Consider the following 21,342-nt stretch of genomic DNA (forward strand, 5'->3'; position numbering starts at 1 on the left):
CAATTTCTTTTTTGTCCAATAAAAAAACCTCCTTCATATAACATGATAGAGGATAATTTTAACAAAGAGAATACTGGTGACATTTTCGCTGAATTTTGCGGTGACATAATCGTTGAATTTTAACAAATTTTTTATGGATATTGACTTGTGTTTCTTCGTCATCACAGATTGCAATATTAAGCATATAAACCACCTTACTACTTCATTTGTTTATATTGAATTCTATCATTTCATCTATACAAAAACAATCTAATTTTCATTAATTGTTAAGGTGCGAATTTCAATAAATCTATCCATGAAAAAGATAAAAAATATTTTTCATTAGAAAGAAAAAAGAGCTGGATAAATATCCAACTTCTTGAAAGGTTATTTTGTATATTTTTTCATATGAATTATTTTTCTTGAATATGTTCTAAAACAAGATCATATAATGAATCACTTATTCTTATTCCACATTCTTTTAATTTATTTATACTTTCTCTTATTTCATCTGCATTCAATAATCCTTCATCAAAGGATTGTAATAATATTCCTACTGTTCCAGTGATTGTTAATCCCATCTGTTTAGCCACCATTCTTTCCTTACGTTCATCCATCAATAACAAGTCAGCTTTCTTTTCATCAGCCATAACGATAGCTTCACTTTCACCAGCATCCAAACCAGTAACACGTCTAAATATATTTACCGATTTTGTATCAATGACTTCTTCCACAAAAATATAAGAACAGTCTTTAATGATTTGAGCTTAATTTTGAAACTTAACATTTGAAATCAACTCGTTATATACCGCTTTTGGAATAATAACTTCATGAAATAGTTTTTCTAACAAATCAAATTATTTAGCCTTTAACAAAGAAATAATAGGTGTTGTATCAGAAATAATAATCATTATAAATTTGACCTCAAATTCTTTATTGATTGAAGATCAGAGGTAATTTCTTCTACTGATTCTTGTAGATATGCTATTCCTAGTTTTCCATATAAAGCTATCAAATCTAATTTATGAACACCTAATAATTCAGCAGCCTTGCCATATGAGATTGTATTACCCTGAATATATGGATATAAAATCATTGCATTCTGTTTTAAAACAGCTTCTTCATCTGTTTTAGAAATATATGAAACCATGCCTTCAGGAATATTGATTTCTATTTTTCTCATAGTCATAAAAACGCCTCCTTCTTCTTTTTTTATCACCTGATTACATTTCTATTATACTATTTTTATGATTTATTATATATAAACTTTTCTTTAGCAAATCAATCAGTAATCATATGATTTTACATTTAATCACTCAAATATGGCTGAATATTTTCTTCAATCAACTGAACGTTTCTTTCTTTTTGAGCATGTTTTTCTTCATTGTCCCAAGTTAGAAATATTGCTAATCCAACAATAAACAAAGCAAATAATATCTTTTTTATGACTTTCAACCCCTTTATATTTTTATTCAAATGAATATCATTTAACAACAAATGTGCGATTTATATATAACTTCTTAATATATAAATACTTATATTTACTTAACATAACATTCATTTCTTTTTGAGTTAGTAAATAGCTGGTAAAGGGGGTGAGGTGTGGAGATGGGGAGTGACAAAATCCTCCAATGTCCAAACATCTGATAATATTTCCTTGTTAGTCAGCTTTATCTCGCATCCCTGTACGTTTGCGATTCTTGTATCTTTGATAAAATTCAAGTGCTTTGATGATTTCATCTTTCATTTCTTTATCATCTTTTTTCTTTGAATTAAAAATATATAAGACATAAAAAGCCAATCCCTGTATTTAAAGATTGGCTAAATATATCTCAATATTAAATTTTAAATAGTTTATAATGTCTTAATCTATTTTTAATGCGTTATATAGTTTGTTAGAAATGACGTTTTTATGTTAGAAAAATGACTTCTATCGGTTCGACTCCTTGTTAGAAAAAATACAAGGGAAATTCATTTTTGCTAACATGATTTTTTATTTTTATTAGCAGAAACAAAAAAGCGAAAAAACAAATTTCTCACTTATAATCAATAAAAATGGCGTCCCCGACAGGAATCGAACCTGCGACGTTCCGCTTAGGAGGCGGACCCTCTATCCTGCTGAGGTACGAGGACATTTTAAAAATCTATTCAATTTTCATCTAGTTATCGATCAAAAGAGGTTTGCTTTACTTCGCCCTTAAAAGATGATGTACATATATGTTATATAAAACCCTTTTAAATTTTAACATTTATAGAAATAAAAAGCAAATTCTAAGCAATACAAATATAAAAGTGCTATAATAAAGTTATGGAGGCGATTTTATGGGTAAAGTAGTTGAGGTATGTTGTGGTAGCTATTATGATGCATTGCAAGCTCAATATGGTGGTGCTAAAAGAATTGAGTTAAATAGTGCATTACATTTAGGAGGTTTAACACCATCGTTAGCAACTCTATTAAAAGTTAAAGAAAAAACAGATTTGGAAGTTATTTGTATGGTTAGACCTCGAGGAGCAGGTTTTTGTTATAGTGATGAAGATTTTGAAGTTATGAAATTAGATGCAGAAATTTTATTAGATAATGGAGCTGATGGTATTGCTTTTGGCTGTCTAAATGAAGAAGGGGATATTAACATTTCACAAACTAGAGAAATGGTCAATATTATAAAATCATATCATAAAACTGCAGTTTTTCATCGTGCTATCGATTGTGTTAATGACATTGATGAATCTATGAATATTTTAATTACGCTAGGTGTCGATCGTGTTTTGACTAGTGGATTGCAAAGTAAAGCTCTTCGTGGTAAAGAAATGATCAAATATTTATATGATGCTTATGGTAATAGCATTGAGATTTTAGCTGGTAGTGGAATTAATGCCGGAAATGTTAAAAAATTCTTGGATTATACAGGAATTGATCAAGTGCATAGTTCATGTAAAGATTGGCGATTAGATCCTACTACAAGAAGGGATGAAGTTGATTTTAGTTTTAATGGAGATGAATACGATATTGTTAGTAGTGAACTTGTAGAAATGCTAATTGATATAGTAATAAGTGATTAATTATAGGAGGGGAGAAAATGTTTTGTAATAAATGCGGGAAACAAATTCCTAATGATTCTAAATATTGTCCTGAATGTGGGGTAAATATAAGTGGTCAAAATGGTCGTGGTGATGAAGGTAGTTTTGGATATGCGCTGTTAAGTTTCTTTATTCCGATTATTGGATTGGTCTTGTTCATTGTTTGGAATAAAGAATATCCTAAAAGGGCTAAGTCGTGCTTATATGGAATTATTGCTGGAGTGGTAATATGGGTAATTTTTGCATGCTGTTCTTTTTCAAGAACAAATGAATTTACAGGAGTTATGGAAAATATTCCAGTTGAAACTGATGTGTTTTTACAATGGTTGAAATAATATTGGAGCGATTATTACAAATAGGTAAAATACCTATTTGTAATGGAATGGCCTCTCGAGCATTACATATAGGTAATTTTTGTTTTATTTTATGTTATCGTTGTAGTGGGGTAGTTTTGGGGATAATATTTGTTTTGTATTATTTAAATAAACATAAACCTAAAATACATTATTTTTTATTAATTGTACCAATGATAGTTGATGGTTTTTTACAGTTATTGACACCGTATACAAGTAATAATCTATTGAGATTAATAACAGGGATGTTATTTGGAATTGGAATAGGCCATGGAATAATTTATTTTAGTAATAAGATTTATGATGCAGTTTTTTAACTGCATTTTTGTATTCTTTAGATTATTACAAAATTAATATGCTATAATAAGACAATACAGAGGTGAAATTTATGCGAAATTTTTTTAATGATGATCTAAAAAAACAAGTAAAGCCAGGAATGATCATAGCAGCATTTACAGTACTTTTAATATTTTTCTTGATCAATCTTAATAGTATATGGGCTATTATTGGAGAATTTATAGGAGCTATAAAATATTTATTTTATGGTATTGTCATTGCTTATATCTTGAATCAACCAATGAAGCTGATAGAAACTTTGATTGCAAAGAAATGTAAAAAAGAAAGTTTTATATATCGAAAAAAAAGAGCTCTAGCAATAATTTTGACGCTAATATTAATGCTGTTGTTGATCATAGTGATAGCGAGTATCGTTATTCCTAATTTGATAAGCAGTTTAACTTCATTGATTAGCAATATTTCATCTTTTTTAATAAATATATTTGATAATATAGATGAGATATTTATTTATTTTGGAATTGATTTTAGAATGGAAGATATTGGAAGTGTCAAGGAATTGATCAATATGCCTTGGCAGGAAATGGTTTCGCAAGTATTAAATATCTTATCTAAAAGCGCTGGCGGGATAATGGCCAATGCAACTGATTTTTTATCTAAATTTGGGATTGCATTTACTGGTTTTATTTTCTCATTATATTTATTAGCAGATAAAGAAACATTTTTACGACAATTAAGAAAAGTAGTTGGAGCAGTATGTGGATATCATGTAACTAAAATAATTTTTAAATATGCGCATAAAACTAATGAAGTATTTTCTAATTTTATTAGTGGACAGCTGACAGAAGCAGCTATCTTATGGATTTTATATTACATAACAATGCGTTTATTTGGCTTTCCTTATCCTGAACTTATTGCTACGATCATTGCATTATTTTCTTTTGTGCCATTTTTTGGACCAATTGCAGCTATGTTTATCGGAGCGGTTTTGATTTTATCAAAAGACGCATTATCAGCAGTTTGGTTTATGATTTATTTTCAAATATTATCACAATTAGAAGATAATTTTATTTATCCTAGAGTAGTTGGTAATTCCGTGGGATTACCAGGAATTTGGGTTATTCTTTCGATTTTTGTTTTTGGTGATTTTTTTGGGATTTTTGGAATGGTTATTGCAGTACCTTGCGCGGCATGTTTATATTCATTAGCTAGTGAACTTGTTAATATGATTTTAAAAAAGCGGAAATTAAAAATAACGGAAACAGATATTGAACAAATGAAATAGAAAAGAATATTAAATTAATATTGATGGAATGTGATGATTTTATATTTTTAGAGTATTAATAGTGTTATCCAAAACAGTCATTATGAGCTGTTTTGGATGTTATGATTTTATTAGGTGTTGATATGGAACAAATAAAAATTAATTCAAAATATGATAATTTGGCTCTCGAAGTCATTATTTCTGATTGTAATAAACCTAAAGCAATTGTTCAAATCGTTCATGGGATGTGTGAACATAAAGAACGTTATTTAGATTTTATTGAATACTTGAATAGTTATGGATATATTGTAATTATTCATGACCATCGAGGGCATGGTAGAAGTGTTTTAGATAAAAGTGATCTAGGTTATTTTTATAATGATGGTGCGAAAGCTATTGTTGAAGATGTTTATATGTTAAGTCAGTATATTAAAAATAGATACCCAAATTTACCTTTATATCTATTTGGACATTCAATGGGATCTTTAGTAGTAAGGAATTATATTAGAAAATATGATCGAGAAATTGACGGATTGATTGTGTGTGGGAGTCCAAGCTATAATCGTTTTTGCAGTATTGGTAAAGCGATTTGTAAACTTTATATGGTTATTAAGGGTGATAAGTATCACAGTCGTTTAATGCAAAAGATATCTTTTGAAACCTTTAACAAAGGGCATCAAAAAACGAATGAATGGATCTGTAGTGATAGTAAAGTAGTCGATGAGTATAATGATGATCCTTTATGTACATTTACCTTTACGGTAAATGGATTTTATAATTTACTTGCTTTAATGCAACAGACTTATCAAAAGAAGACTTATCCTATTAATGATAAACTACCGATTTTATTTATTTCTGGCCGTGAAGATCCTTGTATTATTAGTGAAAAAGCTTTTTATCAAGCTGTTGATTTACTTAAAAATGATGGATATCAGAACATAAATGCAATGTTGTTTGATAACATGCGGCATGAAATATTGAATGAATGTGAAAAACAAAAAGTATATGATGTAATTATTGATTTTTTAAGGAGTTAAAGATGAAAGAATGTTTAGAATATAGAATTAGTTATGATAAGATTGATTTTAATGATGCAAAAATAATTAGGCAACGTGTATTTGTTGAAGAACAAGGTTTTGAAAATGAATTTGATGAGATTGATGATTTTGCTTATCATTTAGTTGTTTATCAAAATAATCAGGCTGTTGCAACAGGAAGAATGTATCCTAAAGATGATAAGATAATGATTTTAGGTCGTATTGCAACGATCAAAGATTATAGAAAAAAAGGTTTTGGTCGTATAGTTGTTCAGGAACTGGAAAAAAAAGCAAGCGAATTAGGATATTTGACAGTTCAATTGTCAGCACAGCAGCAGGCTCAAAAATTTTATGAGAAAATGGGCTATCAAGTATTTGGAAAACCGTATTATGATGAATGGTGTCTTCATATTATGATGCAAAAAAGTTTATAAATAAGAATAAAAATTATTATATAATATTATTTTAGTTAACAGCATAGATTATAGAAGTATATGTAATCAATAATTCTTATCGAATAAGTTTATTAGTAGTTAGTAAATTATAAAATAAATTGACTTATTATAGAAGGGAATTATAATAAGCTAAAAGAGGTATTTTTATGGATATGAAAAATAAAGAAAACTTATTTAATATACCAAATTGTTTATGTTTTTTTAGAATTTTATTAATTCCAGTATTTTTATATGTATATTTTAAATCAGAATATGACTATCATTATGCAATTGCTGCATTTGTTTTAGTATTATCTGGATTAAGTGATTTTCTTGATGGTTTTATTGCAAGAAAATATGATATGGTTACAGATTTTGGTAAATTGATTGATCCCATTGCTGATAAATTGACACAATTTACAATTGCAGTGACTTTATTATTCAATTATCCACTTGCCTGGATTGTGTTGATCATAATAGTTTTAAAAGATGGGATGTTAGGAATTGTTGGTTTATATTTATATGATTATGGTTTGAAAATCAAAGGAGCTTCCTGGTGGGGAAAGATTGCAACGGCGTATTTTTATGTTGTTGTGATTATCTTGATTGGTTTGCATATTCCCGATACTATAGTTAGTTCAATTATGATTATTACTAGCAGTGCTTTAATGTTATTGTCTTTTGTTTTATATGGAAAAGAATTAAGTTATATGATCAAAGAAAAAGATAAATTACTTAAAGAAAAAAAGAAAGATTAAAAACTGATAAAAAACTAAAATTATAATAAAACAGTGTGTATTTAAGAAAATATTACACACTGTTTTTATATTCGTACTGCATTTTATAGTTGATCAAATAAGCTCAACTGAATATTATTTTTATTTTCAAATTTGTTTAAGTAAGCAAATATCTGTTTATTATCATGCATTATGCCATTATCTTTACATAATTGATGAAATAATTTCATTAATTTTTGATTATTGGGACTGCTTAGTTGATATTGCATACCATAAGTTCGGATATATTTTTCTTTCATCTGTGGAAATAACCGGTCTAACTGCTTATAAAAATATTCCCGATTACCTTCACGAAGTGTTACTCCCATTTCAAAACAGATAATCCCACAAACCTTGGCTTCAATACAATATTCTAAAATACCTCTAATATTTTCTTCTGTATCATTGATAAAAGGAAGGATCGGACAAAGCCAAACGACAGTAGGAATTCCTGCTTCATGCAGCTTCTTTAAAGCTATGACGCGTTCTTTGGTTGTACTTACATTTGGTTCGATTTTTTTGCATAGATCTTCATCATAAGTTGTTAATGTCATCTGTACGACACATTTGGTCTTTTCATTAATAGCTTTCAATAAATCTAAATCGCGTAGTACACGGTTTGACTTGGTTATTAAAGTAAATCCAAAGCCATACTGATATGCCAGTGATAACGCTTTTCGAACATTTTTGATTTCATTTTCAAGAGGAATATATGGGTCTGTCATAGCCCCAGTACTCAACATACATTTTTTTCGTTTTCGTTTAAGAGTATTTTCTAATAGCTCAATGGCATTCGCTTTGATTTCAATGTCCTCAAAATCATGTTCCATATGATAGCATTTACTTCTGGAGTCGCAATAGATACAGCCATGTAAGCAGCCACGATATAAGTTCATATTATTTGATGAAGACAAAATTCCTTTTACATTTTTAAAGTGCATATGATTATCCTCAATGAATTAAATTTTTTCAAGGCTGTTTTGATTACATAACCTAATATCTGTTCAACGTAATTAGAAATGAATGAATTATATTTAAAAAAGTTTTTTTCGGATTTGTGAATAATGTATTTTTGTCTTTTTACAGATTCTTTTAATTGAAATTTCTTACAACAAAAATAATAATTATTCGTTAAATTTATAAACTGTTTATCCATATTTTTCCTCCAAAGTTATTTTACAGCTATATTATAACAAATAAAACTTGACATCTGTTGTCAAGTTTGTATTTTGACGTTGGGGACTGAATAAAAAAATAAAGGATCAAATGATCTTTTTTGAAATCGATGTCCAGAAGGAAAGAGTTATAATGAAACGAATAGTTATTTTCTATTCGTTAATCGACAAATTCGTAATACTATTTTTGTTATGATGATAGTGGTGATGAAAATGGATTTTCGAAAAAATGCGGGGATTATTTTAGTTTTTTTAGGAATGATTTTAACGATGGACAGGACTAAAGATTTTCAAGGAATCGTAGCTACAATAGCTTACTATATTAAAGGATATTGGCCTTTGATCTTGTGTTTTATTGGAATGTATATTATAACTACTCCTAAAAAGAAGAAAAAATGAAATTAGTATTATAAAAAGTACTAATTTTTTTATTTTTAAAAGCTTTCATATTTGATTATTATAAGTAAACAAGTTATAATGATTCATGAAAACGGAGGATTAAAATGATGAAGAAAAGACCAATTGTTTTATGTATCTTAGATGGATACGGATTAAGTGACAGAATTGATGGTAATGCAGTAAAACTTGCTAATACACCAAATATAGATGATTTAATGATGATTTATCCAACAACTAGAATTAAAGCTTCAGGAATGCCAGTAGGATTACCTGACGGTCAAATGGGAAATAGTGAGGTTGGACATTTAAATATTGGTGCTGGTAGAACAGTTTATCAATCTTTAACATTAATCAATAAAGCTGTTGAAGATGGAGAATTTTATAAAAATACTGAATTTTTAAAAGCAATTAATAACGCTAAAGAAAATAATACTAAATTGCATATTTGGGGATTGTTATCAAATGGTGGGGTTCACTCATCAAATGAACATATTTATGCTTTATTAAAATTAGCTAAAAATGAGGGCTTAGATAAAGTATATGTACATGCCTTTTTAGATGGGCGTGATGTAGCACCTGATAGTGGAGCTGATTTTGTAAAAGAATTAGCTGATAAAATTGAAGAAATCGGTGTTGGTGAAATTGCAACTATATCAGGAAGATATTATGCGATGGATCGTGATAAGAGATTTGATCGTGTTGAATTAGCTTTTGATGCAATTGTTAATCATAAAGGTGAAAATTTTGATTGTCCAGTACAGTATGTAAAAGATTCATATGCTAAAGAAACATATGATGAATTTGTAATTCCAGGTTATAACAAAAATGTTGATGGTCAAGTTTGTGATGGGGATTCAATTATCTTTGCTAACTTTAGACCGGATCGAGCAATTCAATTATCAACAGTAATGACTAATGAAGGTTTCTATGATTACACTTTTAACAATGTTCCTAAAAATTTAACATTTGTATGTATGATGAAATATGCTGATAGTGTAAATGGTTCAATTGCTTTTGCATTGCCAGAATTAACAAATACTTTAGGTGATTACTTATCAGCAAAAGGCTTAAAACAATTAAGAATTGCTGAAACTGAAAAATATGCTCATGTTACATTCTTCTTTGATGGTGGTGTTGACAAGGAAATCGAGGGAGCTACACGTGTACTTGTAAATTCTCCAAAAGTAGCTACGTATGATTTACAGCCAGAAATGTCTGCTTATGAAGTAAAGGATAAATTGATTGAAGAATTAGATAAAGATATTCATGATGTCGTGATCGTTAACTTTGCTAACTGTGATATGGTTGGACATACAGGAATTATTCCAGCTGCTATAAAAGCTGTAAGTGTAGTTGATGAATGCGTTGGAGAAGTATATGACAAAGTTCTTGAATTAGGTGGAACAATGTTAATTACAGCAGATCATGGTAATAGTGAAATGTTATTAGATGAAGATAACAATCCATTTACTGCACATACAACTAATGAAGTACCTTTGATTTTAACAAACTCTCATTTAGAATTAAAAGAAGGTGGTAAGCTTGGGGATTTAGCTCCTACGATCTTACAATTATTAGGATTAGAAATTCCTGTAGAAATGTCTGGAGAATCTTTAATTAAGTAATGAAAAAACTTTTTATCTTAATTTTATGTATATTGATGATTAGTGGATGCCAGCAAGCATCCACTAATCATATAGAAAAAGATTCATCACTTTCAGGAATCCATGAGTTAACATATGATCAATTGCAAACAAAGTTAAGTAGTAATGAACTATTTGTATTGTATATTGGACGACCTGATTGTGGAGATTGCAGGGAATTTGAACCAATTTTAACATCTTATTTAGAAGAAAATGAGGGTACATATCTTTATTATTTAAATATTAAAGCATTTAGAGATGCTGCCAAAAGTGAAGATGCTACACAAGAAGAAAAAGATTTTTATGAAAATATTCGTAAAGAATTAGATTTTAATTGGACACCTACTTTGAAATTAGTTAATAAAGGTGAAACAATTAGCGAGTATACTTATTTAAGTGAAGATTACTATGAAATTAAAGATAGTAAGAAAAAAGAACAGGCCAAAGAAAAATATGTTGAAGATTTTAAAACCTGGATGTCAAATATATATGAGTAGGTGATTAATTAAATGAAACAATGCCCTTATTGTAAAAAAAATATTCCTAATAGTGCTAAAGTATGTCCTCATTGTGGAAATCGGTTAGAAAAAGGTTATCAACCAATGAAAAGAACAAATGCTTTTCCTAACACTATGTATATTATTCTAGCGCTTTTCTTGATCTTTTCACCAATGATTTCAACCTTCTTATTTGGAAGTTTCTTAGAAGAAATAGCAACATCTGAAAATACTATTAGTACACCTGAAAATACGATTACTTTAGGACCATTAGGAGAAGTTGATATTAAAAAAGAGCAGATAAAATATTATTTTGGAACATTATCTGATTTTGAAAAATTAGTGACTAATAGTGATACATACGTAAAAAAAATCGAGAAGCTTGAAAGTGATTTAAAAAATATTACTGATAAATATGGTGAAATAAAAATTGATAAAGATTATAATTTTTACGTAACTGATCAAAATAATGTTTATAGTGAACTTGAATATCAATTAACAGCTGATACTTATGAGATAACAATTGATTTTAATTATGATTTATCTGGTGAAACTAATAATGTAATTATCAGTCAAAATACTACTGATCTAAAAGATTTTGAAGCATTAAAGATCAAAGAAGATAGTTATCCATTATTTAAAGAAATCATTACATTAGCAAATGGTGATCAAGAGTACAATAGTTTTAATAGCGCTGGTGATAAATTCAATGCTCTTGAAAAGGATTTTAATGAACGCGGCAATAGTTTAGGTAATTATGGTATTGGTGTAAATGCATCTAGTAATGATTCTAAAACATCAATGCGGGTAATTGCAGCAAGTGAAGGTTATCGTTTTAAAATAACGTATAAAGCAAAAGCTAATTTAGATAACTTAATATAATTGAATTTTGTTTAAGATTTGATTTGGAAAAATAAAATAAAAGGTCTGTAAAGAGGATGATTCGTACTCTCAACAGATCTTTTTTTGTTGTATTATAATGAAATAAAAAGGAGAATTGATGCTTGTTTATGATAAGATCTTCCCCTTTTATTTTTATACTTAAATATAATATTTTTCAAAAATTAAGTTTTTGATTTTATTAATCTCTTTTGCTTGCAATATAACTAATATAATCATTGATAGAATTATATTTTGCTTGGGATTCCTGGATTGTTCTAGGGAGGAGAATAAAAGATTTTTCTTCTTTACAAATAGTATCTAATCTAAGTGGTTTATTTGTATAGCCAAGAATATAATCAGCAGAAACATTAAAATATTCAATTAGCGCTCGTAAAGTTTTGATACTAGGTTCTCTTGTTCCTTGTTCATATGCAACAATCGTTCTTTTGCTTACACCAATAATTTTACATAACTGATCTCTAGTTAAATTGCGTTCACATCTTAAGTATGAAATTCTTTCACCTGTTATATTAGACACTATATCACCTCTTTTATGTATTATAGGATAATATTTATTGAAAAATCGAAATATACACTTAAAGTGATTTTAAATTATTTTTTAACACATTTTGTGTTATCAAAAAATAAGAAAATTTAACTTTTTAATTATAACACCGTTTTATCGGTGTTATAGAGGGGGTAAGTCAAAGCATGAAAATCAAAAATAGTGCAAAATATAGGTATAAGAATTTTGTTAGAAAAACTGATATAGTTTATCTAATATGGAAGGGGAGGTAATAACAGTTTTAATGATTAGGTATAAAAAAAGAAAGTAAATCTTTCTACATAAAATTTACTATAATAATATTAGAAAGTGAGAGGATAGGGAAATGAAAACAAAATTTATTGATACAGAAATTAAGCTGTATGTTTTGATTAGTCAAAAAGAAGAATTATTAGAAAATGATTTTGATAATGTTTTAAAAGATTATTTGGATTATTACCAGGGGATATTAAATAATTTAACGGAAGAAGAGATTACATTTTTATTAAATCATTTTTCAAATAAAATTCCTAAAAAGCAATTATTTAAGAATTCAAATATTAGTGAAAATAAATATTATTCAGATTTAAGAAGAATCATTAAGAAAGTAGAGAAAATCGTTTATGAAAAATGATATTGAAATTTTAAGATGTTTATTACAGCTTAATATACCTTGGCAAAATGAATTAACAGAATCAAATGATCTTAAAAAGAAAGAAATTATAAAAAATGGTTTGTTAGTAATTGATAAAATTATCAAAGATAGTGATTTAAAACATGAAGAAATTGATATTCTTAATGATGCCTTAATTAATAAACATGAAAAAATGGAAAAAGTGGATAATAAATATTATTATAGTGATAGTGGGATTAGGAATAAGACTAATATCATTTTAAAAAAATTGTTTGAACAGACAAATAAAATGTAGTTATAAAGGAGATATCAATTAGATATCTCTTTTTATTGTTGGAAATATTTATAAATATATTCAATTAAAGTATGTTTAAGGTTTTGTTTAGTAAAAAGAATTAATAGATTATTATAATAAATGATGAAATTATTAGATCTTTTGAAAAGATTTATATGAATAATCATGTTTGCGACGGATGAAAAATAGAGAGAATGAGATTTTAGAAAAATAGTTGTTGATTAAGGGAGCGAATCTTTTAGGAAGTTATGTTTTACAATGTATGTGAAGTTAAAAGATAACTTCAAAAAGGGTAAATATGGTGATGAAGGAGGTGTTTTATATATGAATGATAATGAGCAGCAAATATATGATCAGGTAAGTCAAAAAATTAAAGAGGCTTATCCAGAAGTAATGATTACCAATCAAAAATTGTCTAATAGTCAATCAGTGTTTCCTGCTGTTTCAATTGTTTTAACAAATGATGCTGTAGTACCTGAATATAGTACATTTGATCAATTGGAAAACGTATGTAATGAAATATTTGAATTTGAAATAGCAAATTCAAATGAATCAGGAATGGATGATATTAAAACAATTATAACTATCATTGATGAAAAAATGAATGAATTTGGATATTTACGAATTCAGTTAGGTTTGATTGATGATAAAGAAATCAATGATATTAGAAGACTAGTAAAATATGAAAAATTAATAATTAAATAAGGAGGACATACAAATGTCAGCAATCGCAATGAGTACAGCCGGTGTAACGGTAAATTACGCAGTAGAAGCTACTGCTGGAACAAGACCAACTACAGGATATATTAAAATTCCATCAATTAAATCAGTACCTGAGTGTTAAACCGCAAATTCTCTACAAAAAAAATAATACAAAAACTGCAAATAAAAAAAACAAACGGATTAAGAAAGATGCCGTTTCAAACTGCACTGCATCAACCTTAATCTGTTTTTTATTTGCAGAATAGTGTATGATATCTATCGATCAATATTATGAAAGGAAAAAGAAAAGAAACAGCCCGTTAAAGCTTCTCACCCTCTAACACTGTCCCTTTTCAATCGTCAGTTGATACTGATGATACAAATTATATGATACAGGATTTTATACTCAATATCAAGTCAGCTTTTGATTCTCAAAATATTAAATTCTATAATGAACCTTCTTTTTCACAAATCCGCGATTTCGAATTCTACTGTCTCAATCATTTGGAGCTGTCATCTTTACATACTCATAACGGCATCGTCTGTAAATCTTCCAATATCAAATATTATCAGTCCTATCAGAGACATTATATCTCTTTTCATAATGGCCAAATTGATGATCAGATGCTTGAAGTCCCTGTGATGTACTGCCGTAATGACGGTCATTTTCATTCTATTTTGCCTGCTTCTTTTATCATACCTCATTCATCATATTCCATATTTTTTGTACTTCATGTCCTCTCTTTGAAGATGTTTTCTTCATTGACCATTGAAAAAATCGTCAATATATTTCAGATATCTGTTTCAACACTTTACCGCTGGATAAAAAAATATTCATATTATTTAAGGATATTCAGCTTTTTAAAAAATAAATATCATATGCATTTCTTCATTCATTTGATCTATGACTACGAAAGTCTCATCAGTGATATTTTCGGTATGACTCTTCATACTCTTTTTCAAAACAGTCGCAAGCTGTTTCAATCAATATCCTGATCGTTCTTGAAAGATAATCAAATAAATATGTTGGCAATGTCATTTCATGATTGTCTGTTCTATACTCAAATCAGGAGGTAAAATAATATGAATATACAAAAAACAGACAGCTATGAGTATCGAAAGCTTGTAGCACAGGTCAAATTTTCGATGATTGCGCCAGTTGTTTCACATACATTTACTGATGATTCTATAACTGCCTATTTCAAGCGCATTGGAAACAGTGAAATTGAATGGCCTGATGGTACAAAACGCCACTTTTCTGGACAGACAATGAAATACTGGCTCCATATTTACAGAAAATTTGGCTTTGAAGGACTTATGCCTAAAGATAGACTCGATCTTGGGAGAGTCAGGAAACTTGATGAGGAACATAAGAAATATATCGCTAATCTCATTAAAGAATATCCTAAAATAACAGGAGTTATGATCTATGAAAAAATGATCGAAGATGGTGTGTTAAATCAAGGAGACTGTTCGGTAGATACGGTTCAGCGTTATATCAAAAACAGTGGTTTAAGAAACGGACAGGGTAAAACACTGACCAAAGAAAGAAGGGCTTGGGAATTTGCCCATTCATGTGATGGATATGAAGCTGATACATGTCATACATTTTATATTTTTGATAAAAATGGAGAATATCGAAAAACATATCTGATAGCTATTATTGATAATCATTCAAGGATGATCGTTGGTGCTGAATTCTTTTTCAATGATAATGCAGTCAACTTTCAAAAAGTGTGGCATGATGCTGTTTTAAGGTATGGGAGAAGCAAAGTCATTATCTTAGATAATGGAAGCAGCTATAAAAATAAGAGCACAAAAGAAATAGAAGCAAAATTGGGAACTAAGATTATCTATAATCCCCCTTATTCTCCAACGGGAAAAGCTGTTATTGAAAGATTTTTTCATACCATGAAAATGAGATTTTTAGATGTACATAAAGGAAGTGATTATCAGTCACTCCATCAATTGAATGATGATCTCAATAAATGGATCAATGAATACAACAGAACGGTCCATTCATCCATGAAAGATGATGAACACGATAATCATACACCATTTGAAAGGTATATGTATGATATGAGAGATATTGAAGTATCAAGACTTTCCAATAAATCACCGGCTGATTATTCTTCATGGCTTGATGATGTATTTCTTCATGAAACGACAAGAAAGGTTAATGGAGATTCAACAGTTCTTATAGAGAATGTATTATTTGATGTTCCTTCTGTTTATATAGGGATTCGAGTTATTATTCGTTATAATCCTCGTACTTTTGAAGGAACATATCTTTATGATACATCACAAAAGAAAAAAGTATTCCTAAAGAGAACAGATAGAGTTGAAAATGGAAAAACAAGAAGAGAGGAGATCATTTACTGATGGAAATGACAACATATTATGGAATGGATAAAAATCCTTTTACCAAGGATGCAACAGTTTCAACACTTTATGCATCGAATGATTTCAATCAGATGACAAATAGACTGGATTTTATCATACGTTCAAGGGGTATTGGTGTATTTTTAAGCAGTCCAGGAATGGGAAAGACGACATGTTTAAGAAAGACACTTGAATCACTCAATCCAAATCGTTATGTCGTCATCTATATATGCATGACAACTATAACAGCGATTGATTTTTATCGTATGCTTAATGATGCACTTGGTCTGGAAGAAACAACGAAGAAATCGCAAATGTTCAATCAGATACAGGAAGAACTCAAAAGACTGACATCAGAAAACAAGATGGAAGTCATCATAGCTGTTGATGAGGCACAGTTTTTAAGAAAAGAAGTACTCAGAGAATTCATCATGCTTATGAATTTTGATTATGATTCTAAAGATTACTGCACACTTATATTTGTAGGGCAGAATGAATTTTTAAGAACATTAAGACTCAAATCACTTGAACCATTTAGACAACGCATCAATATGAATTATACATTTACTGGCTTCAATGAAGAAGAGGTCAAAAACTATGTTGTCTCAAGACTCAAATCAGTTAACTGCAGAAGCGATCTTTTCAAAGAAGAATGTTATCATACACTATATTCATTAATGAATACTTCTGTAAGAATACTCAACCTTTTAATAAACAAGAGTCTGATACTGGGAATGCATTATAAAAAAGATGTAATAGATAGTGAATTAATAATGAAAGCAAGCAAGGAATTGATGATTGGGTAATGATTATGGATTATATATAGAAATTCACAAGAAGAAAAGTGTGTAGGAACAATAGAAGGACTGGTAATAACACCAGTATATGATTTTTCAATAAAAATAAAAGATAAAATAATATGGTGTCAGATGGAGCATTTATTAAATGAATGGTGCATACATTTTATTGATATTAGAAAAAATGTAGAACTTGCACATCCAAGAGATGTCTATTGGAATATGAAAGCGATATATGAAGTATTTGAAGATATTGAAATAAGTTTAAAAATAGCATATGGAATAAAAGCGATATATGAAAAAACAAGAGAATGCATAATTGCATTCTTTTTTTATTTAACAGATAACAAGTTAAAATAATTTGCGGTTACAATTCAAAAAGTATAAAAATCTGATTATTTTAATTTGCAGTTGCAAAGTGGGGAGAGTTTGCAGTTTAACACCTGAGATGAATCCATCTCCAGAAACTTTAGAAACAACTGATTTAAGTCAAACAGAATTTAAAACATATGTAGAAGGGTTAAAAGATTTAGGAGGGGCATTGGCTTTTTTAGCTAATTTCACTACTGAATTAGAAGAAGCTTGGACTACTTTGGTAGAAGCTTATAAAACAGCTAAAGAAAGTGGTAAAGCCGTATGGTTTGAAATCAAACATCCAGAATTAGAAAAATCTGTATTCTTTACAGGACAACCAAGTGCTATGGGACTACCAGCTATGGCAGTTAATAGTGTATTAGAAACTAATTTATATATTACCCCAACAAATGCGCCAACTTTGCAAACAAAAACAGCTTAATTTTTAGGAGGAAATAACAGTGGCTAAGGTAATTAATTTTACATATAAAGACGTAGACTATACCCTTGAATATACAAGAAAAACATTAGAAAAAATGGAAGCAGATGGAATTGTATTAGCTCAATTAGATAAAAAACCAGTAACGATTCTACCAAAATTATTTCAATACGCTTTCTTTGCTCACCATAAAAGAATTACTAAATCATTAGTAGAAGAAATTTTTGAATTATTTACTGATAAAAATGATATGTACAATAAATTAAGTACAATGGCAATGGATACTTTAAATACCCTATTTGAGGACAGTACCTCAAAAAACGCCATCAAGTGGAAAGCCAATTTCTAGAAGAAGAACTTTCCACGCAAGATAAAACCTATACAGAAATATTCAAAGAAGTATTACCCTTTTATATAAGTATTGGAATGAGCTTTGATCAGTTTTACAATCAAGATGTTACTTTAGTCACAGTTTATCGAAAAGCTTATGAAATAAAAAATGAGCGTGATAACAATCAACTATGGCTTCAAGGAATGTATATATATGATGCAGTTAGTACCTCAATCTATAATGCATTCTGTCGTAAAGCAGGTCAACAAGCAGCTTCCTATACCTCAAAACCCTATCCTATTAATCAAGAGCAGCTAGATAAAGATCATGAAAAAACAGTTGAACGCGAACGCGCGAAAGCAAAAGTATGGATGGAAAATTGGGTTAATGCATACAAGTAGAGGAATGAAATCATCATTCCTCTTTAATAATTTTTTGTTAAAAACACATAAATTATCATAATGTGGCATAGATACTTATTTATTGTTATAATTAAAAAAACACTCATAAAAGGAAGGGAGAAAAGATTTATGAGAAAATTGATGTTAGCATTATGCTGTGTTTTTATGTTATGTGGATGTAATGGGGAAAGGAGTGCTAAAAGCTATCAAAATGTAGTAGAAACATTTGAGGATTATGGTTTTAAAGAAAAAGATATTTCAATAAATTCTGATTCAAATAAAGGCACATATGAATTCAAATTAAATGATGAAAATTATATTATGTTCTTTAAATACGATAATGAAAAGAATAAAGCAATTGCAGATGTTTTATACTATCCTACAGGAAAATCTTCAAGTACTAATGTTTATAAAAATACTGAATTAGAAGATAATAAAAATTTTAAATACGAAAATATTGAATCAGATATTAAAAAGAGATTAGATAAATCATTAGATGAAATGGATGTCACTTATGAAGAATTTAGTGACTGGTGTACTAAAATGATTGCTAAAAAAGACTTTTCTAAATATGTACGTGATAATTTAACAGGAGTAGAATATTTAAATTTTGTATTTGGAAAAGATCTTGAAGTTAAAGATCTTGATTCAGTAAATGGAGGTATTTTAATCAAAGATAAAAAATATGTAATTCTAATAAAAGGCGAACTTATCTATGCTATTGATAGATCATATGACTTTATAAAGGGTACAGGATATATGTATGTTCCTGAATATGAAGCTGGAGGATATAATGAAGGTGGTCAATTTTCATCTATTTATGACTATGAATCAAATTCTGTTATTCTTGGTAGTATGAGTCAAGAAGATAAAGATGAACTTTCAGGAATAAAAAAATGGTATGATGGTATACTAAAAAAGTATGATGTAACTACAGAAGATTTAAAGCAAAAGGTATCTGTCGAAAAAAGTGTATAAATAATTTTATTAAAAATACAGATGCACTAAAAAATAATTAAAGAATTAATTTAATATAAGCATAAAGAGACAAGGAGTATTTTTATAGAAATCCTTGTCTTTTATTTATATTGGAATTTGAATATTAATAGTTGAGATACTTCTCTATTCTATTTCTAAAATCATCATCATAAGCTGATTTAAAACCGCTTCTGGAAATATTTAATATTTTGGTTACTGCTCTAATCGAAACTTTATCTAAATCTGCTGTTTTTTAATATATTCATTCAATGCTCTATAAAGAATACTTACTGGCTGTTCATAGCTTTTTTTAATATTTCAACAGCATCTCTTAAATCCCTGTTTTCTTTTTTTAATCTTGCCAGTTCTTTTGCATCATCACTGGAATAATTACCAGAACCTCTAAACACCTTACTTTCATCATCATTGTTTGATGAATATTCTTTGATTCAGCGATGAATAGAACTTAATGAGATTCCAAGATTATTTGCTGCTTCTGCCATAGTAAGTTCAGGATGGTTCTTCTTGTAATTAACAGCATTGATTTTAAATTGTTTATCGATTTGTTTCTTATTACTCATATAACTTTACTTCTTATTTATAATTAGATTATTGATTAATATAGATTACATCTATTATCTATATTAATCAATACCGTTGTCACTTTACTGACATTTCTCTATTTAACTGGACCTAAATATATACTAGCATAACATAAATAAAAATAAAAACTGTGAAGTTAAGCCGTACGCTCTTAACTTACACAGTTTATTTTACACTCTCAACAAAACTAAATCTTAATTTATATTTTTATAATATTTAATAACTAATCATTTTATACTCGTTAAGTTCATCTACTGATGAATTAATTAATGATAACTCTTCATTAAATTCTTGTTTAATATATTGCATTTGAATAACGAATGTTAGTTCTTGTTGTGAATTTAAAGATACATTTGATGTAACAGAACTTGTATTAAAATCATAATTTGCATAATTATAAATTTTTCCTGTATTTTTCTGCCAATTATATTCAGTAATAATATCATCACCTGTTTCACTAAATGTGCCAGATGTCATATCAAATGTTCTAGTTCTACTAGAACCATCACTAGAAGTAATTATTTTAGACCAAGTCGGTAAAACTTCTTCATATTTATAATCATTTTCACTATAACCTGCTTCACGTAATTTTTCTCTAATTGGATATTGATTGTCTAAACGATTTAAATAAATTGATTTGCGATTATCCATATGATATCCAACTAATTCTAATTCTAAAGTATGCAAGTTTGTATTAAATTTTTCAAGTATGCTAATTAAATTTGTTACGGTTTCCCTATTTTCATCTGAAATATTTACTTTTACTTCTATAAGACTTTCTTCCTCTTTATAAGAACCATTTTCATCACTAAAAATGAAAGTATAATTTCCTGTATTTTCAATTGGTGAAAAACTAATTTTATTTTCTTTTTTAGACACAATTAACTCTAATGTTTCTGGATTTAATTCAAAGTTGTATCCTTCATCCTCCATATCTTGCAATAAATTTGAAGAGCCCTCAAACGTATCTGTACTTGTTAATAAATCAAGCTGTTCATCTGTTAAATCATTTTTATTACCACAACCTGTAATTGAAAAGCATAGTACTAATACATTTAGCAAAATTAAAAT

The 21,342-nt window shown here is 28.4% G+C and carries 30 protein-coding genes and 1 tRNA gene; 22 read left to right on the top strand and 9 right to left on the bottom strand.

The features are described 5' to 3' along the window. Positions 1–392: 392 nt before the first annotated feature. The 4 genes from OC535_RS14255 to OC535_RS14270 form a co-directional block, all read right to left on the bottom strand. Positions 393–740 (bottom strand): PIN domain-containing protein, encoded by a 348-nt coding sequence (locus OC535_RS14255; RefSeq protein WP_498824153.1) that lies wholly within the window; start codon positions 738–740, stop codon positions 393–395. A gap of 149 nt (positions 741–889) precedes the next feature. Then, the gene (locus OC535_RS14260) at positions 890–1,168 is read right to left on the bottom strand and encodes a UPF0175 family protein (RefSeq protein WP_498824129.1); all 279 of its coding nucleotides are present in this window, start codon (positions 1,166–1,168) and stop codon (positions 890–892) included. A gap of 119 nt (positions 1,169–1,287) precedes the next feature. Continuing rightward, on the bottom strand, positions 1,288–1,434 hold the full coding sequence (locus tag OC535_RS14265; RefSeq protein ID WP_498824130.1) for a hypothetical protein: 147 nt from the start codon (positions 1,432–1,434) through the stop codon (positions 1,288–1,290). Positions 1,435–2,035: 601 nt separating this feature from the next. Next, positions 2,036–2,112 (bottom strand) — tRNA-Arg (locus OC535_RS14270). Positions 2,113–2,301: 189 nt separating this feature from the next. On the opposite strand from OC535_RS14270, the gene OC535_RS14275 reads away from it, so the two are divergent. The 7 genes from OC535_RS14275 (at position 2,302) to OC535_RS14305 (ending at position 7,197) form a co-directional block, all read left to right on the top strand. Next, positions 2,302–3,039 carry a copper homeostasis protein CutC gene (locus OC535_RS14275; RefSeq protein WP_024721700.1) on the top strand — a complete coding sequence of 246 codons (738 nt, stop codon included), beginning with the start codon at positions 2,302–2,304 and terminating at the stop codon, positions 3,037–3,039. A gap of 17 nt (positions 3,040–3,056) precedes the next feature. Then, on the top strand, positions 3,057–3,392 hold the full coding sequence (locus tag OC535_RS14280; protein ID WP_227053196.1) for a zinc-ribbon domain-containing protein: 336 nt from the start codon (positions 3,057–3,059) through the stop codon (positions 3,390–3,392). Then, a complete protein-coding gene (locus tag OC535_RS14285) occupies positions 3,380–3,727 on the top strand; it encodes a DUF2085 domain-containing protein (protein ID WP_227053197.1) in 348 nt (115 codons plus the stop codon). Before OC535_RS14280 ends, OC535_RS14285 begins: the two co-directional genes overlap by 13 nt. Positions 3,728–3,798: 71 nt before the next feature. Next, a complete protein-coding gene (locus OC535_RS14290; RefSeq protein ID WP_024721703.1) occupies positions 3,799–4,989 on the top strand; it encodes an AI-2E family transporter in 1,191 nt (396 codons plus the stop codon). A 122-nt stretch (positions 4,990–5,111) separates the two neighbouring features. After that, entirely contained in the window at positions 5,112–6,005 is an 894-nt protein-coding gene (locus OC535_RS14295; RefSeq protein ID WP_498824131.1) for an alpha/beta fold hydrolase, read from the top strand. A 2-nt stretch (positions 6,006–6,007) separates the two neighbouring features. After that, positions 6,008–6,439: a GNAT family N-acetyltransferase gene (locus tag OC535_RS14300; RefSeq protein ID WP_024721705.1), complete on the top strand. Its 432-nt coding sequence runs from the start codon at positions 6,008–6,010 to the stop codon at positions 6,437–6,439. A 167-nt stretch (positions 6,440–6,606) separates the two neighbouring features. Then, complete coding sequence (locus OC535_RS14305) at positions 6,607–7,197, top strand: CDP-alcohol phosphatidyltransferase family protein (RefSeq protein WP_498824132.1); 591 nt, start codon at positions 6,607–6,609, stop codon at positions 7,195–7,197. Positions 7,198–7,280: 83 nt separating this feature from the next. Here OC535_RS14305 and OC535_RS14310 read toward each other — a convergent pair whose 3' ends face one another. Further along, positions 7,281–8,156: an SPL family radical SAM protein gene (locus OC535_RS14310; RefSeq protein WP_498824133.1), complete on the bottom strand. Its 876-nt coding sequence runs from the start codon at positions 8,154–8,156 to the stop codon at positions 7,281–7,283. A 447-nt stretch (positions 8,157–8,603) separates the two neighbouring features. Between OC535_RS14310 and OC535_RS14315 the strand changes: the two genes are divergently transcribed. From OC535_RS14315 to OC535_RS14330, 4 genes are all read left to right on the top strand, one after another. Then, complete coding sequence (locus OC535_RS14315) at positions 8,604–8,789, top strand: LiaF transmembrane domain-containing protein (protein ID WP_024721709.1); 186 nt, start codon at positions 8,604–8,606, stop codon at positions 8,787–8,789. A gap of 107 nt (positions 8,790–8,896) precedes the next feature. Beyond that, on the top strand, positions 8,897–10,414 hold the full coding sequence (gpmI, locus tag OC535_RS14320; protein WP_024721710.1) for a 2,3-bisphosphoglycerate-independent phosphoglycerate mutase: 1,518 nt from the start codon (positions 8,897–8,899) through the stop codon (positions 10,412–10,414). A 35-nt stretch (positions 10,415–10,449) separates the two neighbouring features. Beyond that, a complete protein-coding gene (locus tag OC535_RS14325) occupies positions 10,450–10,929 on the top strand; it encodes a DUF6568 family protein (protein ID WP_498824134.1) in 480 nt (159 codons plus the stop codon). Between the two features lie 12 nt (positions 10,930–10,941). Further along, on the top strand, positions 10,942–11,811 hold the full coding sequence (locus OC535_RS14330; protein WP_498824136.1) for a zinc ribbon domain-containing protein: 870 nt from the start codon (positions 10,942–10,944) through the stop codon (positions 11,809–11,811). Between the two features lie 199 nt (positions 11,812–12,010). On the opposite strand, the gene OC535_RS14335 is transcribed toward OC535_RS14330, so the two are convergent. Further along, complete coding sequence (locus tag OC535_RS14335; protein WP_024721713.1) at positions 12,011–12,349, bottom strand: helix-turn-helix domain-containing protein; 339 nt, start codon at positions 12,347–12,349, stop codon at positions 12,011–12,013. A 352-nt stretch (positions 12,350–12,701) separates the two neighbouring features. Between OC535_RS14335 and OC535_RS14340 the strand changes: the two genes are divergently transcribed. From OC535_RS14340 to OC535_RS14390, 11 genes are all read left to right on the top strand, one after another. Further along, positions 12,702–12,989 (top strand): hypothetical protein, encoded by a 288-nt coding sequence (locus OC535_RS14340; protein WP_227053203.1) that lies wholly within the window; start codon positions 12,702–12,704, stop codon positions 12,987–12,989. Next, positions 12,979–13,284: a hypothetical protein gene (locus OC535_RS14345; protein WP_498824137.1), complete on the top strand. Its 306-nt coding sequence runs from the start codon at positions 12,979–12,981 to the stop codon at positions 13,282–13,284. Before OC535_RS14340 ends, OC535_RS14345 begins: the two co-directional genes overlap by 11 nt. Before the next feature lie 324 nt (positions 13,285–13,608). Beyond that, entirely contained in the window at positions 13,609–13,989 is a 381-nt protein-coding gene (locus OC535_RS14350; RefSeq protein WP_155855614.1) for a hypothetical protein, read from the top strand. 13 nt (positions 13,990–14,002) lie between these two features. After that, positions 14,003–14,128, top strand: coding sequence for a hypothetical protein (locus OC535_RS14355; RefSeq protein WP_498824138.1), 126 nt, complete (start codon positions 14,003–14,005; stop codon positions 14,126–14,128). A 941-nt stretch (positions 14,129–15,069) separates the two neighbouring features. Beyond that, a complete protein-coding gene (locus OC535_RS14360; protein ID WP_027089463.1) occupies positions 15,070–16,368 on the top strand; it encodes a TnsB C-terminal domain-containing protein in 1,299 nt (432 codons plus the stop codon). Next, positions 16,368–17,174, top strand: a complete 807-nt coding sequence (locus tag OC535_RS14365) for an ExeA family protein (protein WP_051592760.1) — start codon at positions 16,368–16,370, stop codon at positions 17,172–17,174. The genes OC535_RS14360 and OC535_RS14365 overlap by 1 nt, the downstream gene beginning before the upstream one ends. Before the next feature lie 12 nt (positions 17,175–17,186). Continuing rightward, positions 17,187–17,525: a DUF6618 family protein gene (locus OC535_RS14370; RefSeq protein WP_498823073.1), complete on the top strand. Its 339-nt coding sequence runs from the start codon at positions 17,187–17,189 to the stop codon at positions 17,523–17,525. A gap of 58 nt (positions 17,526–17,583) precedes the next feature. Further along, positions 17,584–17,961, top strand: coding sequence for a hypothetical protein (locus OC535_RS14375; protein ID WP_498824139.1), 378 nt, complete (start codon positions 17,584–17,586; stop codon positions 17,959–17,961). Positions 17,962–17,980: 19 nt separating this feature from the next. Then, complete coding sequence (locus tag OC535_RS14380) at positions 17,981–18,307, top strand: DUF5055 domain-containing protein (protein WP_498824140.1); 327 nt, start codon at positions 17,981–17,983, stop codon at positions 18,305–18,307. Further along, the gene (locus OC535_RS14385; RefSeq protein WP_498824141.1) at positions 18,289–18,690 is read left to right on the top strand and encodes a hypothetical protein; all 402 of its coding nucleotides are present in this window, start codon (positions 18,289–18,291) and stop codon (positions 18,688–18,690) included. Before OC535_RS14380 ends, OC535_RS14385 begins: the two co-directional genes overlap by 19 nt. 129 nt (positions 18,691–18,819) lie before the next feature. After that, the gene (locus tag OC535_RS14390; RefSeq protein ID WP_498824142.1) at positions 18,820–19,668 is read left to right on the top strand and encodes a hypothetical protein; all 849 of its coding nucleotides are present in this window, start codon (positions 18,820–18,822) and stop codon (positions 19,666–19,668) included. Positions 19,669–19,955: 287 nt separating this feature from the next. Here the strand turns inward: OC535_RS14390 and OC535_RS14395 are convergent, their stop codons facing one another. From OC535_RS14395 to OC535_RS14405, 3 genes are all read right to left on the bottom strand, one after another. Then, positions 19,956–20,078, bottom strand: coding sequence for a hypothetical protein (locus tag OC535_RS14395; protein ID WP_498824143.1), 123 nt, complete (start codon positions 20,076–20,078; stop codon positions 19,956–19,958). Between the two features lie 39 nt (positions 20,079–20,117). Then, a complete protein-coding gene (locus OC535_RS14400; RefSeq protein WP_498824144.1) occupies positions 20,118–20,249 on the bottom strand; it encodes a hypothetical protein in 132 nt (43 codons plus the stop codon). A 238-nt stretch (positions 20,250–20,487) separates the two neighbouring features. After that, complete coding sequence (locus OC535_RS14405) at positions 20,488–21,333, bottom strand: hypothetical protein (protein ID WP_498824145.1); 846 nt, start codon at positions 21,331–21,333, stop codon at positions 20,488–20,490. Positions 21,334–21,342: the final 9 nt, after the last annotated feature.

Origin of the sequence: Clostridium sp. Marseille-Q5894 (assembly GCF_946902305.1) — a bacterium.
Classification (GTDB): domain Bacteria; phylum Bacillota_I; class Bacilli_A; order Erysipelotrichales; family Coprobacillaceae; genus Thomasclavelia.

Excerpts from the sequence above, each read along its gene's own strand:
- gpmI (WP_024721710.1), top strand. The coding sequence starts at position 8,897 with ATGAAGAAAAGACCAATTGTTTTATGTATCTTAGATGGATACGGATTA.
- OC535_RS14260 (WP_498824129.1), bottom strand. The coding sequence starts at position 1,168 with ATGACTATGAGAAAAATAGAAATCAATATTCCTGAAGGCATGGTTTCA.
- OC535_RS14305 (WP_498824132.1), top strand. The coding sequence starts at position 6,607 with ATGGATATGAAAAATAAAGAAAACTTATTTAATATACCAAATTGTTTA.
- OC535_RS14275 (WP_024721700.1), top strand. The coding sequence starts at position 2,302 with ATGGGTAAAGTAGTTGAGGTATGTTGTGGTAGCTATTATGATGCATTG.
- OC535_RS14310 (WP_498824133.1), bottom strand. The coding sequence starts at position 8,156 with ATGCACTTTAAAAATGTAAAAGGAATTTTGTCTTCATCAAATAATATG.
- OC535_RS14325 (WP_498824134.1), top strand. The coding sequence starts at position 10,450 with ATGATTAGTGGATGCCAGCAAGCATCCACTAATCATATAGAAAAAGAT.
- OC535_RS14280 (WP_227053196.1), top strand. The coding sequence starts at position 3,057 with ATGTTTTGTAATAAATGCGGGAAACAAATTCCTAATGATTCTAAATAT.
- OC535_RS14330 (WP_498824136.1), top strand. The coding sequence starts at position 10,942 with ATGAAACAATGCCCTTATTGTAAAAAAAATATTCCTAATAGTGCTAAA.
- OC535_RS14295 (WP_498824131.1), top strand. The coding sequence starts at position 5,112 with ATGGAACAAATAAAAATTAATTCAAAATATGATAATTTGGCTCTCGAA.
- OC535_RS14315 (WP_024721709.1), top strand. The coding sequence starts at position 8,604 with ATGGATTTTCGAAAAAATGCGGGGATTATTTTAGTTTTTTTAGGAATG.
- OC535_RS14400 (WP_498824144.1), bottom strand. The coding sequence starts at position 20,249 with ATGAGTAATAAGAAACAAATCGATAAACAATTTAAAATCAATGCTGTT.
- OC535_RS14365 (WP_051592760.1), top strand. The coding sequence starts at position 16,368 with ATGGAAATGACAACATATTATGGAATGGATAAAAATCCTTTTACCAAG.
- OC535_RS14360 (WP_027089463.1), top strand. The coding sequence starts at position 15,070 with ATGAATATACAAAAAACAGACAGCTATGAGTATCGAAAGCTTGTAGCA.
- OC535_RS14300 (WP_024721705.1), top strand. The coding sequence starts at position 6,008 with ATGAAAGAATGTTTAGAATATAGAATTAGTTATGATAAGATTGATTTT.
- OC535_RS14340 (WP_227053203.1), top strand. The coding sequence starts at position 12,702 with ATGAAAACAAAATTTATTGATACAGAAATTAAGCTGTATGTTTTGATT.
- OC535_RS14350 (WP_155855614.1), top strand. The coding sequence starts at position 13,609 with ATGAATGATAATGAGCAGCAAATATATGATCAGGTAAGTCAAAAAATT.
- OC535_RS14355 (WP_498824138.1), top strand. The coding sequence starts at position 14,003 with ATGTCAGCAATCGCAATGAGTACAGCCGGTGTAACGGTAAATTACGCA.
- OC535_RS14285 (WP_227053197.1), top strand. The coding sequence starts at position 3,380 with ATGGTTGAAATAATATTGGAGCGATTATTACAAATAGGTAAAATACCT.
- OC535_RS14345 (WP_498824137.1), top strand. The coding sequence starts at position 12,979 with ATGAAAAATGATATTGAAATTTTAAGATGTTTATTACAGCTTAATATA.
- OC535_RS14290 (WP_024721703.1), top strand. The coding sequence starts at position 3,799 with ATGCGAAATTTTTTTAATGATGATCTAAAAAAACAAGTAAAGCCAGGA.
- OC535_RS14390 (WP_498824142.1), top strand. The coding sequence starts at position 18,820 with ATGAGAAAATTGATGTTAGCATTATGCTGTGTTTTTATGTTATGTGGA.